Origin of the sequence: Empedobacter brevis (assembly GCF_965118635.1) — a bacterium.
Classification (GTDB): domain Bacteria; phylum Bacteroidota; class Bacteroidia; order Flavobacteriales; family Weeksellaceae; genus Empedobacter; species Empedobacter brevis_A.
In genome coordinates, this window is record NZ_CBCPHV010000015.1 from 1 (window position 1) to 16,312 (window position 16,312).

Below are 16,312 nucleotides of genomic sequence, written 5' to 3' on the forward strand. Positions count from 1 at the left end.
CTAAAGCATAATCTTGATAAGCCGTTGTAACGATAAATTTCTGTGAATGATCAAGAATTTTCATCAATTGAATTCCTGTTAATTCTGGCATTTGAATATCCGTAAAAATAAGATCAACTTTATTATTTTTTAGAAAATCAATTGCTTCAAAAACTTCCGTTGTTGCGAGCGAAATATTTAAATTTTTGTTTTCGGATGCATGTTTTTTTAATAATTCTACAGCTAAAGGTTCATCGTCCAAAATAATACAATTAATTTTCGTCATGGAATGGAATTTTTAAGTAAATATGAAACGTTTCATAATCGTTTTTAACTTCGAAAGTATAATTTTTCCCAAAATAATAATTCAATCTCTTTTTCAAATTTGTCAATCCAATTCCCAAAGTTTCATCTTTTTGATGTTGATTAATTTTATTTTCGACTGATATTTCTAGAAAATTAGTTTCAGTTTTGATATTGATTTTAATTGGATGATTGATATCTTTTACAATGCCATGCTTTATTGCATTTTCGACAAAAGGCGAAATGATATAAGGATGAATTAATCTTTTAGGATTCGTTATTAGAAATTCTTTTTCAACATAAAATTTTTCTCCATAACGAATCTTTTCCAAATCTAAATATTGATTAATATAATCAATTTCTCGTTCAATTTCTATTTTATCTTTATTGGTTTCGTATGTTGTAAAACGCATAATTGCACTTAGATTTTCGATTGCTTTTAGCGAATCTGCAGAATTTACACTTACCAAACTGTAAATATTATTTAAAGTATTAAACAAAAAATGAGGATTAATTTGAGCTTTCAGGAAGTTTATCTCAGCTTCTTTTTTCTCTTTTTCTATAATATTATTTTGTTTTAATGTATTGATAGAATGAAATGTCATCCATAAAAAAAGTGACGAAAAAACGATGAAAGAACCATAATGTAAATTATCATAAATATAAAAACTGATGGTTGTTCCTTCAAAATAATTCACTTTGTTAAACAAGAAATCTGTAATAATTTGTTCAATCATATAACGAACAATAATAAAAATACTAAAGGAACATATTATAGATAATAAGATTGATTTCCAATTAATATTCTTTAAGAAATAGGGAGCGATAAAAAAATAGGTTATAAAAATTGTGATTAATTGCACAATGTACATTGTTGCTGTAAATAATGCAATCGTTTCAAAGAATGGATTTCCATTAGTTAAATTAATTAAGCCAATCGTTATATAATCAAATAGAATATAAATAGCCCAAAAGCCCAAAAGAATAAAAACACTGATTTGTTTAGAGAAATTTATATTTTTTTTATCAACTTCCATTGTTTTGTTTTTTGTAAAATTAAATCCTTTTCTACATAAATAAGATGCGATTCGTCGATTAAAGAAATGGGTTGGTCGATAAATTGGAATTTATGTTTATGAAATCAGAGAAATTTGAGTGAAAATTAAAATTCAACTCAAATGAAAAATTTATTTATCACAATCGTTACCGTTTTAGGATTTGCTAATTTATCAGCTCAAGCAAAATATAATTTTCAAACAAAATTTGATGATGCTATTCCTGTTCTCAATCTCGGTACTTTTCATATGGGATTTACAACAGATGCAAATTCTACCGAATTCGATGAACATAACAAAGAGAATATTCGTGAAGTGCATGAATTAGCGAAGAAAATTGCAGCTTTCAAACCAACAATTATTTTGGTAGAACAAGAACCTTATAAAAATAAGAAAATAGCTGCGGCTTATTCAGCTTACTTAAAAAATCCAAAAATGAAGTTTGAAAAAACTACTGAAATAGAATTGTTGGCTTATGAAGTTGGACGATTAAGCGGAGCAAAACAGATTTATGGCATAGATTATCAAAAAGATTATTATTATCCGTTGTATTATGCGTTGAAGAACCAAGAAGATACGATAACATATAAAAAGTATAACGAGTTATTTTCTTTGAACGAAAAAAAGAATAATATTAACGAAGATAAAATGAATGTTGCTGAATTATTTTGGTTGAATAATCAACCAGATTATTTGGATGCATTGATTAATTATAATGCAGATTTACTTACTACAGTTTCTGTGAATGGTTATCCGTTAGGAGCAGAGCAAGCGGCAAAGTTTTATGAAAGGAATTTGTGGATGTTTGCAAATATGAATAATGTTCCGATTACAAAAGATGATCGCATATTTGTTTTGATGGGCGCTACGCATACAGCATTTTTCAAAGATTTTTTGCGACGCTCACCAAAGTTTAAAGAAGTGAATAGTTTAGATTATCTGAAATAAAGCCATAAAAAAACCTCGCAAATTGCGAGGTTTTTTTTGTATATAGTTGAATAATAATTATTCTTCTTCTGTAGATGGAGTTTCTTCGATAACAACTTCTTCGATAACTTCCTCTTTTTTCGCTTTCTTATCGTTAGCGTAAATTGGGTTGTCGAAGTTGAAGAAAGAACCTTCTTCTTTATTAGAATTAGCAGCTTTTTCAGCGTCTAATTTAGCTAATTCTGCTCTAGTTTTAGCAGCTTCTTCAGCAGCTTTGATAGATGCAGCATCTGGTACAATTTCAAATCCGAAATCTACTTCAACCTCTCTGTGGAAACGAACTTTAGCTTCGTATTTTCCTAAACGTTTGATAGTATTTCCAGGGATTCTAATGTTTTTCTTCTCGATTTCAACACCAGCTTTTACTAAAGCTTCTGCTAAATCTGCATTGTTTACAGATCCAAATAATTTATCTCCAGAACCAACTCTAGCTTCGATTTTAACAACTAAACCATCTAATTTAGCTGCTTTTTCTTTTGCTGCTGCGATTAATGTAGCTTCTTCTGCTTTACGAGCATCTAAAACTTCATTTAATTCTTGTATATTTTTTGGAGTTGCAACTGATGCTAATCCGCGTGGGATTAAGAAGTTACGTGCGTATCCAGGTTTTACTGAAACAACTTCAAATTCAAAACCTAAACCTTCTACATCTTGTCTTAAAATTACGTTCATGATATTTTAATATTTAGGTTATTATTTTAATTGATCACCAATAAATGGCATTAATGCTAAGTGACGAGCTCTTTTAATCGCTTTAGAAACTTTTCTTTGGTATTTTAAAGATGTTCCTGTGTAACGACGAGGTAAAATTTTACCTTGCTCATTCACGAATTGAATTAAGAAATCAGCGTCTTTATAATCAACGTATTTGATTCCAAATTTTTTGAAACGACAATATTTTGAGTTTGATTGTGTTTCGATATCTAAAGGAGATAAATAACGGATTTCTGATTCGCTACCTCCAGCTGCTTTTTTTGCTAAATCGTCAATTGCCATAGCTTTGCTTATTTGTTAGAGTTAGACTTTAATTTTGTTCTACGTTTTTCTGCCCAGTCCATACCGTGTTTGTCTAATTTCACAGTTAAGAAACGGATTACACGCTCGTCACGTTTGTAAGCAACTTCTAATTGAGAAACTAACTCGTTATTGTCTGTTTTAAATTCTACTAAGTGGTAGAATCCATTTCTTTTGTTTTGAATTGGGTAAGCTAATTTTTTTAATCCCCAGTTCTCTTTCGCTACGATTTCTCCTCCGTTAGCAGTAACAAAGTCATTGAATTTATTAACTGCTTCCTCTACCTGAGAATCAGATAGAACGGGAGTCAAAATGAAAACAGTTTCGTAATGTGTCATTTTTAACTTCTTTTAAGTTATTATTTATACTAAAATTCGAGGTGCAAATATAGGAATAATAATTTGAATAACACAAATGAATAATTATTGAATTTTTATAGATCGCTTATTTGTTGAAAATTATAGCTTTATATTTTTGTGCTAAAAAAAATGATGACTTTTTGTAAAAAAAATTTGCAGTTTAAAAAAAGTAGCTTACATTTGTCAACATAAAAGGCTAATGGCTTTTTCATAGGTTTAGGTTGGTTAAGGTTAAAACCCTCGTTTCTGCGAGGGTTTTCCTTTTTTTTGTAAAAACATCTTCTTAAATTTGGTCATATTATTTAATGTAAAATTTATATGACTACAAAATACAATCCTATTCCAAGCGAGTTATTCGTAAAGAATAGAGCGAAATTTGTAAAAGCAATGAAACCTCATTCTCTTGCTATTTTTAATTCAAACGATATTTACCCAATTTCTTCCGATTCTACATTACCATTTGCACAACATCGTGATATTTTTTATTTATCAGGAGTTGATCAAGAAGAATCAGTTTTATTAATATTTCCAGATGCTTACGATCCTAAATATAAAGAAGTGTTATTTGTTCGTGAAACAAATGACCATATAGCTGTTTGGGAAGGTGAGAAATTATCTAAGGCACAAGCAACAGATGTTTCAGGGATCAAAACAGTGCTTTGGTTGCAAGATTTACCAAATGTTTTGCGTAAATTAATGGTAGAAGCAGAGAATGTTTATGTCAATAAAAATGAACATTATCGTGTAACAGAAGCGCCGCAAGTAGAAACGAGAGAAGATCGCTTTGTAAAACAATTGAAAGCAGATTATCCAGGGCATACATATTTACGTTCAAATCCTATTTTGCAAAGATTACGTTCTGTTAAAGAACCAGAAGAGATTCAATTGATTCAACATGCGTGTGATATTACAGAAAAAGGATTTCGTCGAGTTTTAAATTTTGTAAAACCAGGAGTTTGGGAATATGAAATAGAAGCGGAATTTGTTTATGAATTCATTCGCAATCGTTCAAAAGGTTTTGCTTATACACCAATTATTGCATCTGGAAATAATGCCAATGTGTTACATTATATCCAAAATAATCACGAATGTAAAGATGGAGATTTAATTTTGTTTGATGTTGCTGCAGAATATGCCAATTATTCTTCTGATATGTCGCGTACAATTCCTGTTAATGGGAAATATACAAAACGTCAACGCGAAGTCTATGATGCGGTTTTACGTTGTAAAAAAGAAGCTGAAACAATGTTGATTCCTGGAAATAATTGGTACAAATACCATGAAGAAATGGGAAAAGTTTATACAGCTGAGTTGTTAGGTTTGGGTTTAATTGATAAAGCGGATATTCAGAATGAGGATCCAGCTTGGCCGGCTTACAGAAAATATATGATGCACGGAACATCTCATCATATGGGATTAGATACGCATGATTATGGATTGTTAACTGATGATTTTGTAGCGGGAATGGTTTTTACAAATGAACCTGGATTTTATATCCCTGCAGAAGGTTTTGGAATTCGTTTAGAGGATGATTATGTAATCCAAAAAGAAGGAAAACCTTTCAATTTAATGCAAAATATTCCGTTAGAAGCAGAAGAAATAGAAGAATTAATGAATAAATAAGAATTTTTCAGATAAATTATAAAAAAATGGAACTCAATTGAGTTCCATTTTTTTATGATATTTTAATAAAATCCTTAATCATTTTCTGGAGCATCATGCGAAGGAATATCATCTAAATCCAACATTTCTTTGGCAAGTGCTATCATTCTAGGAGTTCCTGTATGTTTATTTTTTTCATCCGAAAGTTTTACAACGCCTGTCCATTTAAGGTCAAAAGAACAAATTTCAGTCAATTTCATTACAATATTCATTGGTTTTAAATCGGTATCGTTTGTTAAATTCGTTCCGATTCCAAAAGATAATCCGATTCTTCCTTTAAAAGCTTTTGTAATCATTTCTACTTTTTCTGAATTTAATCCATCTGAAAAAATAATTGTTTTGAATAAAGGATTGATTCCCATTTTTTCGTAATGTGCAATTGTTTTTTCTCCAAATTCAATCGGATCACCAGAATCGTGACGAACTCCATCAAATAATTTAGATAATTTTTTATCAAATTGTCCAAAGAAAACATCAGAAGTATAAGTATCAGTTAAGGCAATTCCTAAATCGCCATAATAAACTTTTACCCAACGATCTAAACTGATTGAATTTGCAATTTTGAATCCATAACGAGCGCCATGGAACATAAACCATTCGTGAGCATGTGTTCCAATTGGCTTTACGCCATATTTATGTGCAAAATGAACGTTAGAAGTTCCAACAAAACTTTTTCCTCTATGGTTTGTTAGTTCCTTCATTACAATATCATGAACTTCGTAACTGTGACGGCGACGAGTTCCGAACTCAGCAACTGTTACACCAAGACGATTGTATAAATCAACTTTATCGCTTGTTCGTTTTGTGATTTCTTCGTTCGAAATACGTTTAGCATTTGTAAGTTTATAAAATAGTTCGCTTATCAAACACAAAATAGGAACTTCCCACAAAATAGTACGATACCAATATCCTTCTACGTGAACTTCTAAATCAGAGCCGTTTTGAATGATTTGAACTTCATTCGGATCATAGCGATAACCTTGTAAAAAATCTAAATATGCAGGGCTTAAATAAGGGCAATTTGTTGTAAAAAAATCTTTTTCATCCTTTGTAAGAGCCAAAGAAGCCATGGCATTGATTTCTTTTTGTAGTTCTGCTGCGAAACCTTCAGGAAATTGATGTTCTCCGCGGTTGATAAATTTATAACGAGCCATAACATCTGGATACAGTTTTGTAACGCCAAATTGCATGGTGAATTTATAAAAGTCGTTATCGATAATGGATTTTAATATGCTCATTTATGTTTAATTCTAAAATATTTTGAAATTTAAAGATAAAAAAAAACCATCAAAACAGATGGTTTTTATGAGATTATCTCGTTTGATGATCATTATTTTTTAACTCTTTTTTCGATTTTTGGTAATTCGAAATTAAAAACTAAAGTCAAATCTCTGAAAGAAGAATTTTCAGTTAAACCTTGTCCAGAAATATAGTATTTGTTTCTTGCATAAGCTAAGCGAGAAGGTAAAATAATAACTCCTTGAAAGTTATATAAATCGTTTGTAGAGCGTTCTGTTGTTTTGAAATGTTTTAATCCTTCTACAAAGTTTTTTAATTCTATGTTTTCTCTTTTTACTCCGTTTTTAATTTCAGTTGCTGTGGGAATAAAATAGTAATAAGTAGGATCTTGAATAGAAGAACCGTCTCCAAAGTTTATAGAATTCCATTCTGCTGAGTTAATAGGAACTCCAATTGCTCCATATTTTCTTTTATAATCTTTATTATTTGTAGCGCGAAAAGAAGTTGTTTGAATATTTAAATATATTTTAGAGCTATCATTAGAAACGATAGTTTCACCTGTTCCTTTATGATGTGGATTTTCGGCATACCAAATTCCTAAATTATCTTTTTTTGCATATGTTTTTAATGCAGGATAGGCGTCATCTTCATTATCTTTAATGTCATCAAATTTAGTAAGTTTTCCATTTTTTGGATTAAAATAATAATCTTCCATGTATTGCTGAATTGCTTCATCATCTAAAGCGTTACGTTCTTCAACTGGAATTTTAGTTTCTTTATCAACACCGTTATCATCATCATTATTACATCCTACCAAAACAGCAGAACATGCAATTAAAGTAACAAAGAATTTCTTTATCATGTTATTTCGATTTATATTGCGAATTTAGAAAAAATATTAGTTTAACCTAACAAATATTCAGTTTTAAATGAGATTAGATAAATTTCTTTGGAGTGTTAGATATTATAAAACGAGGTCTTTAGCAGCAGATGCCGTTAAAAAGAATCGTGTAAAAGTAAATGGAGATGTCGCAAAAGCTTCGCGAGATATAATCCCAGGTGATGCAATTGAAGTGAGAAAAGATCAAATTAATTTATCTTTCAAAGTATTGCAAGTGCCCAATAATAGGATTGGAGCGAAATTATTAACCTTGCATATTGTAGATACAACACCAAAAGAGGAATATGAAGTATTGGAGCTTCGTAAACTCTCGCAAGATTATTATCGTGAAAGAGGAGAAGGTAGACCTACGAAAAAGGATCGACGAGATTTGGACGATTATTTGGACGAAGGTGAAGAAGATTCTGGAGATATTATTATAAAAGGAGAAGATTTGGATTAACTTCAAATCTTCTCCTTTTTAAGATGTATCATAATTTCATCTAAAATCTCTAATGTACTTTGATTGGAAATATTGATGGTGTATTTTGCTTTTTCATAAAATTGATTGCGTTCAAATAAATGTTTCGCAATAAACTCTGTTATTTCTTCATTCGAAAGATGAGCGATCAAAGGACGAGTTTCTTTTTTATTTTCCAATCGTTTGACTAATTGTGGAAGTTGAACTCGCATAAATATGGAAATTGAATTTTTTGTAATTTCATCCATATTATCATAATAAACAGGTGTTCCTCCACCTAAAGAAAGTACAATATTAGTCGAAGTTAAGACTTCTTTTAATGCTTTTCTTTCTTTTTTTCGAAAACCTAATTCACCTTCTTTTTCAAAAATTTCACTAATTTTTGCTTGATATTTTTGTTCTATAAACTCATCAAGATCGATAAATTCAAAACCTAATGCTTTGGCTAAGTCTTTTCCAGTGGTCGATTTTCCACTGCCCATGTAGCCTACTAAAGAAATTATCATATTAATCTACAGGTAAATCTTCTGAATAAAATATTGTTAATCTTGCATATCCATCAAATGTATCAATTTGATATGAATAAGTGTTTTCTAAACGTCTCGCATCATAGCGTTCTACATTATAAGTTACTTGATAATCTTCATTTGTAACAATAGAATTTGAATGATGATATTTAGATTTAGGAGCATCTTTTTTAATTTCTGCTCTGTATTGATTCAAGAATTTAATAGGAAAAGAATATGTTAATTTATAAACAATTTCTTGCGAAACTTGTATGGCCGTTATCTTATTCAAAAACATCGTTCCTTGATTGTTATTTTTAATTTTCAAAGAATCTATGCGATCCATATTTTGGATGTATAAGTTTTTTCCAAGTTTAGAAACTTTAAAACAACGATCATTCAACTTTTGATGAATAATCTGTGGTTGATCTTTTATCAACTCCTTCAAATCTTTTAATGCAAAATTAGACAAATGTACATCTTTAGTTTCCTGATTACAATTGTTTGCATATTCAGAATCGGGTACGTCTGCCTCTGGATTATCAGATTTTTTACACGATACCACCGAAAACAAAGCAATAATAATATATAATATATTCTTCTTCATTCTAAAATTTCAATCTTTATTAGTGTTCTGAAAATAATTTCGGTTCACATAGATTTAGAATTGTTGGTTGACAAATATAGCATATAAATCATTTATCAATGTATAAAATGATGTTTCTATCACGTATTTTTTTACTTTTCTTATGTGATATACTATCTTTCTTTTTTAAAACTAAAAAAATATCAAAATTTAAGTTCTTAAAACCGAAATGATTAATTAATAAATTGTAAAAAACTTCATAAAACGTTTGTTAAATTAGTATTAAACACCCTATATTTGCACTCGATTTAAGAAGCCGACCTGGTAGCTCAGTTGGTAGAGCACAACACTTTTAATGTTGGGGTCCTGGGTTCGAGCCCCAGCCAGGTCACTTAGTCAAAACGTTCTTTTATTTTACTGAATTAAATAAAAATCACTATTCGTTTTGTGAACTCAAATATAATCGTATATTTGCAGTCCGAAAAAACGGAGACCTGGTAGCTCAGTTGGTAGAGCACAACACTTTTAATGTTGGGGTCCTGGGTTCGAGCCCCAGCCAGGTCACAAACTTCTAGTTATTGAGAAGTCTAAAAACAATAACACTCCAAAACGGAGACCTGGTAGCTCAGTTGGTAGAGCACAACACTTTTAATGTTGGGGTCCTGGGTTCGAGCCCCAGCCAGGTCACAAACTTCTAGTTATTGAGAAGTCTAAAAAACAATAACACTCCAAAACGGAGACCTGGTAGCTCAGTTGGTAGAGCACAACACTTTTAATGTTGGGGTCCTGGGTTCGAGCCCCAGCCAGGTCACACTTCGATAAGTCAAACAGGAATGTTTGACTTTTTTTATGGAATGAAATGGAGGTTGTTTTTATTTAAGATTATTCTTTTGTTGTTTATTTAATTTACTGTGCTTTAAATCTTGAATATAAAAACTATGATTTTTTAAAGATTTTTCATGATAAATAGTGATTGCAGAACATCAATAAAAAGTGTATTTTTAAAATTTAAAATCAATCAATTCTGAAACCTCTAACAACAATAAAAAACACTTCCTGGTGGAAAATAGTCCTTTTTCTTGTTTGGCTTTATTTCTTTGGATTAATGTTGCAAATAACTTTACGTTATATATCTATTTCGTCTGATGTTTCATTTTTGGCGATCAAACAAGATGAGGTTACATCAATTCCGAGTTATTTAACAATCTTTTACATTCATGTTTATTCGTCGATTTTCACATTATTTTTTGGCATCCTTCAATTTATAAAAATAACTAATCAACAAATTAGAAAAATTCACCGACTTTTCGGAAAATTCTATTTTTATATTACTGTTTTGTTGGCAGCGCCAAGTGGAATTTATATAGGCTTTTATGCGAATGGAGAATTGATTGCAAAAACTGCTTTTGTTATTTTAGGAATTCTTTGGTGGATTTTCACTGTGATTGCAGTTGTTAAAATCAAACAGAAAAATATTCAATCGCACCGAAATTATATGCTTCGTAGTTACGCATTAGCTGTTTCTGCGCTCACATTACGTGCTTGGAAAGTAATTTTGGTTTATTTGTTTCAACCTGCGCCGATGGATGTTTATCAAATTATAGCATGGTTGGGATTTGTTCCAAATTTATTGCTTGTAGAATATTATATTTATAAAACTAAACAATCTAAAATATGAAAAAATTAACATTACTTATTTGCACAACATTTGTTGTTTTTAGCTGTAAAGACGACAAGAAAGAAACTCTAGAAAATAAGGATTCTAAGGATACAATTTCATCTATTCATATAGAACCAACACAAGAAGATGTTGGGCTTTGGGCTGGACTTTTTGAGGCTGATTCTATTGATCATGAGAAAGGAGGTAATTGGTCTTATCAAAATAGAATTAGTATCGTTATTCAGAAAATTAATAAAGATAATACTGTTGAAGGTTACAGTGTTTCAGCTGGAAATATCAGACCATTTAAGGGAGATTTAGTGAAAGAAGGCAATTCTCGCTATGTGATGGCAAATGAACCTGGAGATCATAAATATGATGGAACCTTTAAGTTTAATATTTCTGAAAATGATGATTCCATTTATGGAACTTGGGTTTCGAAAAGAAAAGATTTACCTGTACTTTCTCGGAAGTTTAGTTTGAAGAAAACAGAGCTTATTTATAATCCGAAAAACATTTTAGTTCAACCAAAGTATGGTGTAGATGAAGAATATACCGATGAATTTGATAATATAGATTGGATAAATTCAAAAAAAGAAAAGTATGATGATATGGATGGTGAAGAATATTTTATTAATGTTAATCGTGCAGCTTCAGATGAAATTTATAAGCTAAATGGTTCGACACAAAAATTGACAGAAAAGCAACTAAAAAATTTACATAAGTTAGATTTAGAAATTATTCGAAACACAATTTATGCACGTCATGGTTATACTTTTGCGAATCGTGGCGCACGACAATTTTTTGATAATGTAAATTGGTATGTGCCTTTATATGCAAATGTTGAGGATAAATTGTCTACAATTGAGAAAGAAAATATTGCCTTATTGAAGCGTTTTGAAAAATATGCAACCGATAATTACCAACAATATGGTCGATAAAAATTAGAATCTTAGAAAAATAAAATTGTTAAAAATCAATCAATTTTTTATTTAACACTTTTTCTATATTAAATTTTTCTAAATTAATTATTACTAAAATTAAATAAAATAAAAAGTATAGTAATAAAAAATAAATTTGTCATAAATTTGCACCCATAATTTTCAAGAATGCAAAACATTAGAAATATTGCGATTATCGCACACGTTGACCACGGTAAAACTACATTGGTTGACAAAATTCTTCACAGCGGAAACGTTTTTAGAGAAAACCAAGAGTCTGGTGAATTAATCATGGATAATAATGATATCGAGCGTGAAAGAGGGATTACGATCTTTTCTAAAAATGCTTCGGTAGAATACAAAGGTGTAAAAATCAATGTAATTGACACTCCTGGCCACGCGGATTTCGGTGGAGAAGTTGAGCGTGTATTGAAAATGGCTGATGGGGTAATTTTATTGGTGGATGCTTTTGAAGGTCCAATGCCACAAACTCGTTTTGTTTTAAGTAAAGCATTAGAGTTAGGATTAAAACCATTAGTTGTAATTAATAAAGTTGATAAAGAAAACTGTCGTCCAGACGAAGTATATGACAAAGTTTTCGAATTATTCTTTAACTTAGATGCTACAGAAGAACAATTGGAATTCCCAGCGTTCTACGGTTCATCTAAACAAGGATGGTTCAATACTGAAAATGTACGTGTAGATGATATTACACCTTTAATGGATGGTATATTAGAGCACGTTCCAGCTCCAGAAGCTTACGAAGGTTCTTTACAAATGCAAATTACATCATTAGATTATTCTAAATTCTTAGGTCGTATCGCAGTTGGTAAAATAACTCGCGGTGTAATTAAAGAAGGAGATTGGGTTGCTTTAACAAAACCTGATGGAACTTTCAAAAAACATAAAATCAAAGAATTATATACATTCGCTGGTTTAGGTAAAGTAAGAGCTACAGAAGTAAAAGCTGGTGATATTTGTGCTGTTGTTGGTATTGATGGTTTCCAAATTGGAGATACTATTGCAGATCCAGAAAATCCAGAAGCATTACCAGTTATGCACATCGATGAGCCTACAATGAATATGTCTTTCGGAATTAACAACTCACCATTCTTTGGTAAAGATGGTAAATTTGTTACTTCTCGTCACTTAGTAGAGCGTTTAGAAGATGAGCTAGAACGTAACTTAGCTTTACGTGTAGAACCTACAGAAGATTCTAATACACAATTAGTTTACGGTCGTGGTATTATGCACTTATCTGTATTAATTGAAACAATGCGTCGTGAAGGTTATGAGTTGACAGTTGGTCAGCCTCAAGTAATCTTTAAAGAAATTGACGGTGTAAAATGTGAACCATACGAAACATTAGTAATTGATGTTCCAGATGATTATTCTTCAAAAGCTATTGACTTAGTAACTCAACGTAAAGGTGATTTATTAGTTATGGAAGCAAAAGAAGGAATGCAACACTTAGAATTCGAAATTCCATCTCGTGGATTAATCGGATTACGTTCTCAAATGTTAACTTCTACTGCTGGTGAAGCTGTTATGGCACACACTTTCTTAGAATATAAACCATTTAAAGGAGCAATCGCTGGTCGTTCTGCTGGTGTTATTATTTCGAAAGATCAAGGTACATCAACACCTTATTCTATTGATAAATTACAAGATCGTGGTAAATTCTTTATAGAACCAGGTGAAGAAGTTTACGAAGGTATGATTATCGGAGAGCATTCTCGTAACAATGATTTAGTTGTAAATGTTGTTGAAGCAAAAAAATTGAACAATATCCGTGCAGCTGGTAAAGATGATTCATCTTCTATCGCTCCAAAAACAGAAATGACTTTGGAAGAATGTATGGAATATATTCAAGCTGATGAATGTATCGAAGTTACACCAAACTTTATTCGTTTACGTAAAATCCACTTAAAAGAAGTAGATCGTAAACGTTTCGAAAAATCAATGAGCTAATCATTTCAAATTAGATAAATAAAAAACCAGAAGTTAATCTTCTGGTTTTTTATTTTGTATAAATTCCATTTTATGTTTGAGTTTGTTAACCACAAAATTTAACTCATTTTGAGAAGCACGATATTCTAAAATTTCACCTTTAGTTTTGAACCTTGAAATATTAAATCCTTCTTCTACATCATTGTACCAAATCAAATAGTTTTCACATAAAGCAATTACCCAAAAATTATCTTCAATAACGTCATTACATTTCCATATTTCAGGAGCAATTTTAATTTTATTCCAAAATAATAAAGTTTCATCTTCCATATTTTGCTCACTAAAATAAATTTCGAGCATCAATTCGTTTTTAGGGAAATTTATCCAATTATCCATTAATAAGAATTTTTTAATAATAACCAATTTTCAAATTTCTGAATTTGTGTCGAATTTGGTTCTGTCCATTCAATCAAATACCAATAACTATCAGAAGGAAGAGTTTTTCCATTTAATTTTCCATCCCAAGTATAATTATTTGCATCAGAACCTGTGAATAATAATTTTCCTTTGCGGCTGTAAATCAAAAATTTTGGATTGATTTTACTTTTTAATTGAGAATAATCCAATACATCATTTTTACCATCTCCATTTGGAGAGATAAAATTAATAAGTTTAATCAACGAAAAATCTTTCGAAACAGGCGTACAATTATCTGCGGATTTTACATAAACTGTATGATTTCCTAAAGTTACATTTGTAAAAATATTAGAAGATTGAAAAGGACCATTGTCTAATGAATATAAATACGGAGGATTAGATTCTGAAACTTTTATAGTAACTGTTGAACCTTGAATCTCGATTGATTGTATAATAGGATCTTTGGCTTCAATAACATTTACTTCTTGTGTATAAAAACAACCATTAAGTCCTAATTTTACATAATAAGTTCCAATTGGAACATTTGTGATGGATGAAGTATCAGATCCGTTATGCAACCATTCGTAAGTATCAAATCCAGAACCAGCATCCAAAGTTGTTGTAGTTCCTTTGCAAATTGTAACATCTTTTAAGGTTGATGATTTTGCAGATTGTTTGAAAATAAAATGGAGTGGAGCAATATTTTCGCATAAGTCATTTTGTTTAAATCTTACCCAAAATGTTTGATCTGAATTGATTGTTCTTATCGAATTGATTTTATTTTTTTTGCTTTTTGCATCAATTTCATTTAAGTAATACGTTGCTGATCCTTCAAGATTTGTAACCAAATAATTGACATAATCGGATAAATTAATTTCTTCATCGTTGCTTAAATCCTCATCACAAATTTCTATTGGAGGAATTACATTTGCAACACTCAAATTATTTAATTCAAAAATAATTTTTTCGATAACGGGTTGACAAGTTCCGATTTGAACACGAATCCAAATTTCTTTAGAATTTTTAATTTGATTTAATTCAAAATTTGTAATATCAGCAGAAATATTATTCTTAGCATCTTGTTCATTTTCAAAATATTTTACTTGATGTGCTGAATAATAATCTTCTATAATACGATCTGTATATTCATTTAAATTTATCTGTATTTTTCCATCTAAATCATTATCACAAATAGAAAAATTCTTTTGAGATATTACTGGTTTTTCTTGTATTGAAACATGAATATTACCTTTTAATGAGCAACCACTACTTTGTGTGATTTCAACTTCGTAATATCCTGCTTCAGTTACTGTTAATTTATCGTTTGTTTCACCAATAATTTCTGCTCCATCCTTGTACCATTTATAAGTAGAATCTGGAGTTGAAGCATCTATTATTGCTGATGATCCTGGATCTGGACATAATAAAATATCAGGACCTAAACTTTTTGTTCCTAAAAGACTTCCCGCTTTCAAAAAAACTGCAGAATCATAAAGTCCATTTTGTTGATCAGCTATTACAATTTTTAAATGATATCTTATTCCAGTTTTAATAGTTGTTTTTGCGGTCATTACCCTAGTTTGTCCATTAAAACTAATTGGAGCATTTGTTGGGTTAAATTGATCAAAGTATTGAGGATTAATTGCTGTACATTTTCCTCCGTTCCCATAAACTGTATTTACAGAAACTGGTGTTTTTGTATTAGGAATTACAGCTAAATTTGTATAAGGTTTTGAACTTCCTGCTTCTTTTATTAGAAAAGCAAAACCATCTGTATAACCACAGTTTCCTGGATCATTTCTTTTTAAATATTGTTCTGAAGCAAATAGATAATCAAAACTAATTTGATTTGTTTGATTAGAAATAAAATCAAATTCTAAAATTGTGGCATTTTTTGTTTTCGAAACGCCTAGTGCATTTTCTAAATCAATATCACCTTTCCAATTCTGATCATCTGTACTATTTATTCCTATATTTGGTCCAGGAGCTTCTTTTAGCTTTCCAGTAGTTAATAAAATACCTTTTGATAAAGAAAAAGAACTCAAATTTTTATCGAAATAACCATAACTTTTATCTCCATCATTAAAATTCCAGCCAGAAATCTCTATGGAACCTTCATCAATATCTATACAATTTGTTCCAACAAAAATATCTTTAACTAGCTCTGTTGATGTATAAGATGTATCTACATTAATGTATTGCCCAAATAGGAAATTATTAAAAGTAAAAATTGAAATAAAAAATAGAATTATTTTTGTGTAAAAGTTATTCATTGTAAAATAATTAAGATAAA

Annotated in this window: 16 protein-coding genes, 4 tRNA genes and 1 pseudogene; 10 read left to right on the forward strand and 11 right to left on the reverse strand. The window is 30.2% G+C overall.

Features of this window, described 5'->3' with window-relative positions; all coding sequences use genetic code 11:
* On the reverse strand, positions 1 to 265 hold a 265-nt coding region (locus ACMHJW_RS13335), incomplete at its 3' end, for a LytR/AlgR family response regulator transcription factor (RefSeq protein WP_413533905.1).
* Positions 252 to 1,319 carry a sensor histidine kinase gene (locus ACMHJW_RS13340; RefSeq protein ID WP_413533906.1) on the reverse strand — a complete coding sequence of 356 codons (1,068 nt, stop codon included), beginning with the start codon at positions 1,317 to 1,319 and terminating at the stop codon, positions 252 to 254. The genes ACMHJW_RS13335 and ACMHJW_RS13340, both read right to left, overlap by 14 nt.
* 141 nt (positions 1,320 to 1,460) lie before the next feature.
* Here ACMHJW_RS13340 and ACMHJW_RS13345 point away from each other — a divergent pair, with 141 nt between their 5' ends.
* Positions 1,461 to 2,285 (forward strand): DUF5694 domain-containing protein, encoded by an 825-nt coding sequence (locus ACMHJW_RS13345; RefSeq protein ID WP_413533907.1) that lies wholly within the window; start codon positions 1,461 to 1,463, stop codon positions 2,283 to 2,285.
* Between the two features lie 213 nt (positions 2,286 to 2,498).
* Here the strand turns inward: ACMHJW_RS13345 and rplI are convergent.
* The 3 genes and pseudogenes from rplI to rpsF all read right to left on the reverse strand — a co-directional run.
* Positions 2,499 to 2,996 (reverse strand): annotated as a pseudogene (gene rplI / locus ACMHJW_RS13350) (50S ribosomal protein L9); the annotation flags it as partial.
* A 21-nt stretch (positions 2,997 to 3,017) separates the two neighbouring features.
* Positions 3,018 to 3,320: a 30S ribosomal protein S18 gene (gene rpsR, locus ACMHJW_RS13355; RefSeq protein WP_019976570.1), complete on the reverse strand. Its 303-nt coding sequence runs from the start codon at positions 3,318 to 3,320 to the stop codon at positions 3,018 to 3,020.
* Positions 3,321 to 3,328: 8 nt separating this feature from the next.
* The gene (rpsF, locus tag ACMHJW_RS13360; protein WP_019976571.1) at positions 3,329 to 3,676 is read right to left on the reverse strand and encodes a 30S ribosomal protein S6; all 348 of its coding nucleotides are present in this window, start codon (positions 3,674 to 3,676) and stop codon (positions 3,329 to 3,331) included.
* A gap of 339 nt (positions 3,677 to 4,015) precedes the next feature.
* On the opposite strand from rpsF, the gene ACMHJW_RS13365 reads away from it, so the two are divergent.
* Positions 4,016 to 5,320, forward strand: coding sequence for an aminopeptidase P family protein (locus ACMHJW_RS13365; RefSeq protein WP_413533908.1), 1,305 nt, complete (start codon positions 4,016 to 4,018; stop codon positions 5,318 to 5,320).
* 74 nt (positions 5,321 to 5,394) lie between these two features.
* Here ACMHJW_RS13365 and pncB read toward each other — a convergent pair whose 3' ends face one another.
* The gene (gene pncB, locus ACMHJW_RS13370) at positions 5,395 to 6,597 is read right to left on the reverse strand and encodes a nicotinate phosphoribosyltransferase (RefSeq protein WP_413533909.1); all 1,203 of its coding nucleotides are present in this window, start codon (positions 6,595 to 6,597) and stop codon (positions 5,395 to 5,397) included.
* Positions 6,598 to 6,689: 92 nt separating this feature from the next.
* Positions 6,690 to 7,460 carry a hypothetical protein gene (locus ACMHJW_RS13375; RefSeq protein WP_413533910.1) on the reverse strand — a complete coding sequence of 257 codons (771 nt, stop codon included), beginning with the start codon at positions 7,458 to 7,460 and terminating at the stop codon, positions 6,690 to 6,692.
* 67 nt (positions 7,461 to 7,527) lie between these two features.
* Here ACMHJW_RS13375 and ACMHJW_RS13380 point away from each other — a divergent pair, with 67 nt between their 5' ends.
* Positions 7,528 to 7,941, forward strand: a complete 414-nt coding sequence (locus tag ACMHJW_RS13380) for an RNA-binding S4 domain-containing protein (RefSeq protein ID WP_413533911.1) — start codon at positions 7,528 to 7,530, stop codon at positions 7,939 to 7,941.
* A 2-nt stretch (positions 7,942 to 7,943) separates the two neighbouring features.
* Here ACMHJW_RS13380 and ACMHJW_RS13385 read toward each other — a convergent pair whose 3' ends face one another.
* Together ACMHJW_RS13385 and ACMHJW_RS13390 are read right to left on the reverse strand one after the other, a co-directional pair.
* A complete protein-coding gene (locus tag ACMHJW_RS13385; protein WP_413533912.1) occupies positions 7,944 to 8,465 on the reverse strand; it encodes a shikimate kinase in 522 nt (173 codons plus the stop codon).
* A 1-nt stretch (position 8,466) separates the two neighbouring features.
* Complete coding sequence (locus tag ACMHJW_RS13390; RefSeq protein ID WP_413533913.1) at positions 8,467 to 9,072, reverse strand: hypothetical protein; 606 nt, start codon at positions 9,070 to 9,072, stop codon at positions 8,467 to 8,469.
* Between the two features lie 297 nt (positions 9,073 to 9,369).
* Here ACMHJW_RS13390 and ACMHJW_RS13395 point away from each other — a divergent pair.
* The 7 genes from ACMHJW_RS13395 to typA all read left to right on the forward strand — a co-directional run bounded on the left by ACMHJW_RS13395 (position 9,370) and on the right by typA (position 13,623).
* Positions 9,370 to 9,442 (forward strand) — tRNA-Lys (locus ACMHJW_RS13395).
* 100 nt (positions 9,443 to 9,542) lie between these two features.
* Positions 9,543 to 9,615, forward strand: a tRNA-Lys gene (locus ACMHJW_RS13400).
* A gap of 50 nt (positions 9,616 to 9,665) precedes the next feature.
* Positions 9,666 to 9,738: transfer RNA gene (locus ACMHJW_RS13405), tRNA-Lys, on the forward strand.
* Between the two features lie 51 nt (positions 9,739 to 9,789).
* Positions 9,790 to 9,862, forward strand: a tRNA-Lys gene (locus ACMHJW_RS13410).
* Between the two features lie 294 nt (positions 9,863 to 10,156).
* Positions 10,157 to 10,729: a DUF2306 domain-containing protein gene (locus tag ACMHJW_RS13415; RefSeq protein ID WP_413533914.1), complete on the forward strand. Its 573-nt coding sequence runs from the start codon at positions 10,157 to 10,159 to the stop codon at positions 10,727 to 10,729.
* Positions 10,726 to 11,652, forward strand: coding sequence for a YARHG domain-containing protein (locus ACMHJW_RS13420; RefSeq protein ID WP_413533915.1), 927 nt, complete (start codon positions 10,726 to 10,728; stop codon positions 11,650 to 11,652). Before ACMHJW_RS13415 ends, ACMHJW_RS13420 begins: the two co-directional genes overlap by 4 nt.
* A gap of 168 nt (positions 11,653 to 11,820) precedes the next feature.
* Positions 11,821 to 13,623 carry a translational GTPase TypA gene (typA, locus tag ACMHJW_RS13425; RefSeq protein ID WP_413533916.1) on the forward strand — a complete coding sequence of 601 codons (1,803 nt, stop codon included), beginning with the start codon at positions 11,821 to 11,823 and terminating at the stop codon, positions 13,621 to 13,623.
* Positions 13,624 to 13,656: 33 nt separating this feature from the next.
* On the opposite strand, the gene ACMHJW_RS13430 is transcribed toward typA, so the two are convergent.
* Complete coding sequence (locus ACMHJW_RS13430; RefSeq protein ID WP_413533917.1) at positions 13,657 to 13,998, reverse strand: hypothetical protein; 342 nt, start codon at positions 13,996 to 13,998, stop codon at positions 13,657 to 13,659.
* Entirely contained in the window at positions 13,998 to 16,292 is a 2,295-nt protein-coding gene (locus ACMHJW_RS13435) for a choice-of-anchor L domain-containing protein (RefSeq protein WP_413533918.1), read from the reverse strand. Before ACMHJW_RS13435 ends, ACMHJW_RS13430 begins: the two co-directional genes overlap by 1 nt.
* Between the last annotated feature and the right edge of the window lie 20 nt (positions 16,293 to 16,312).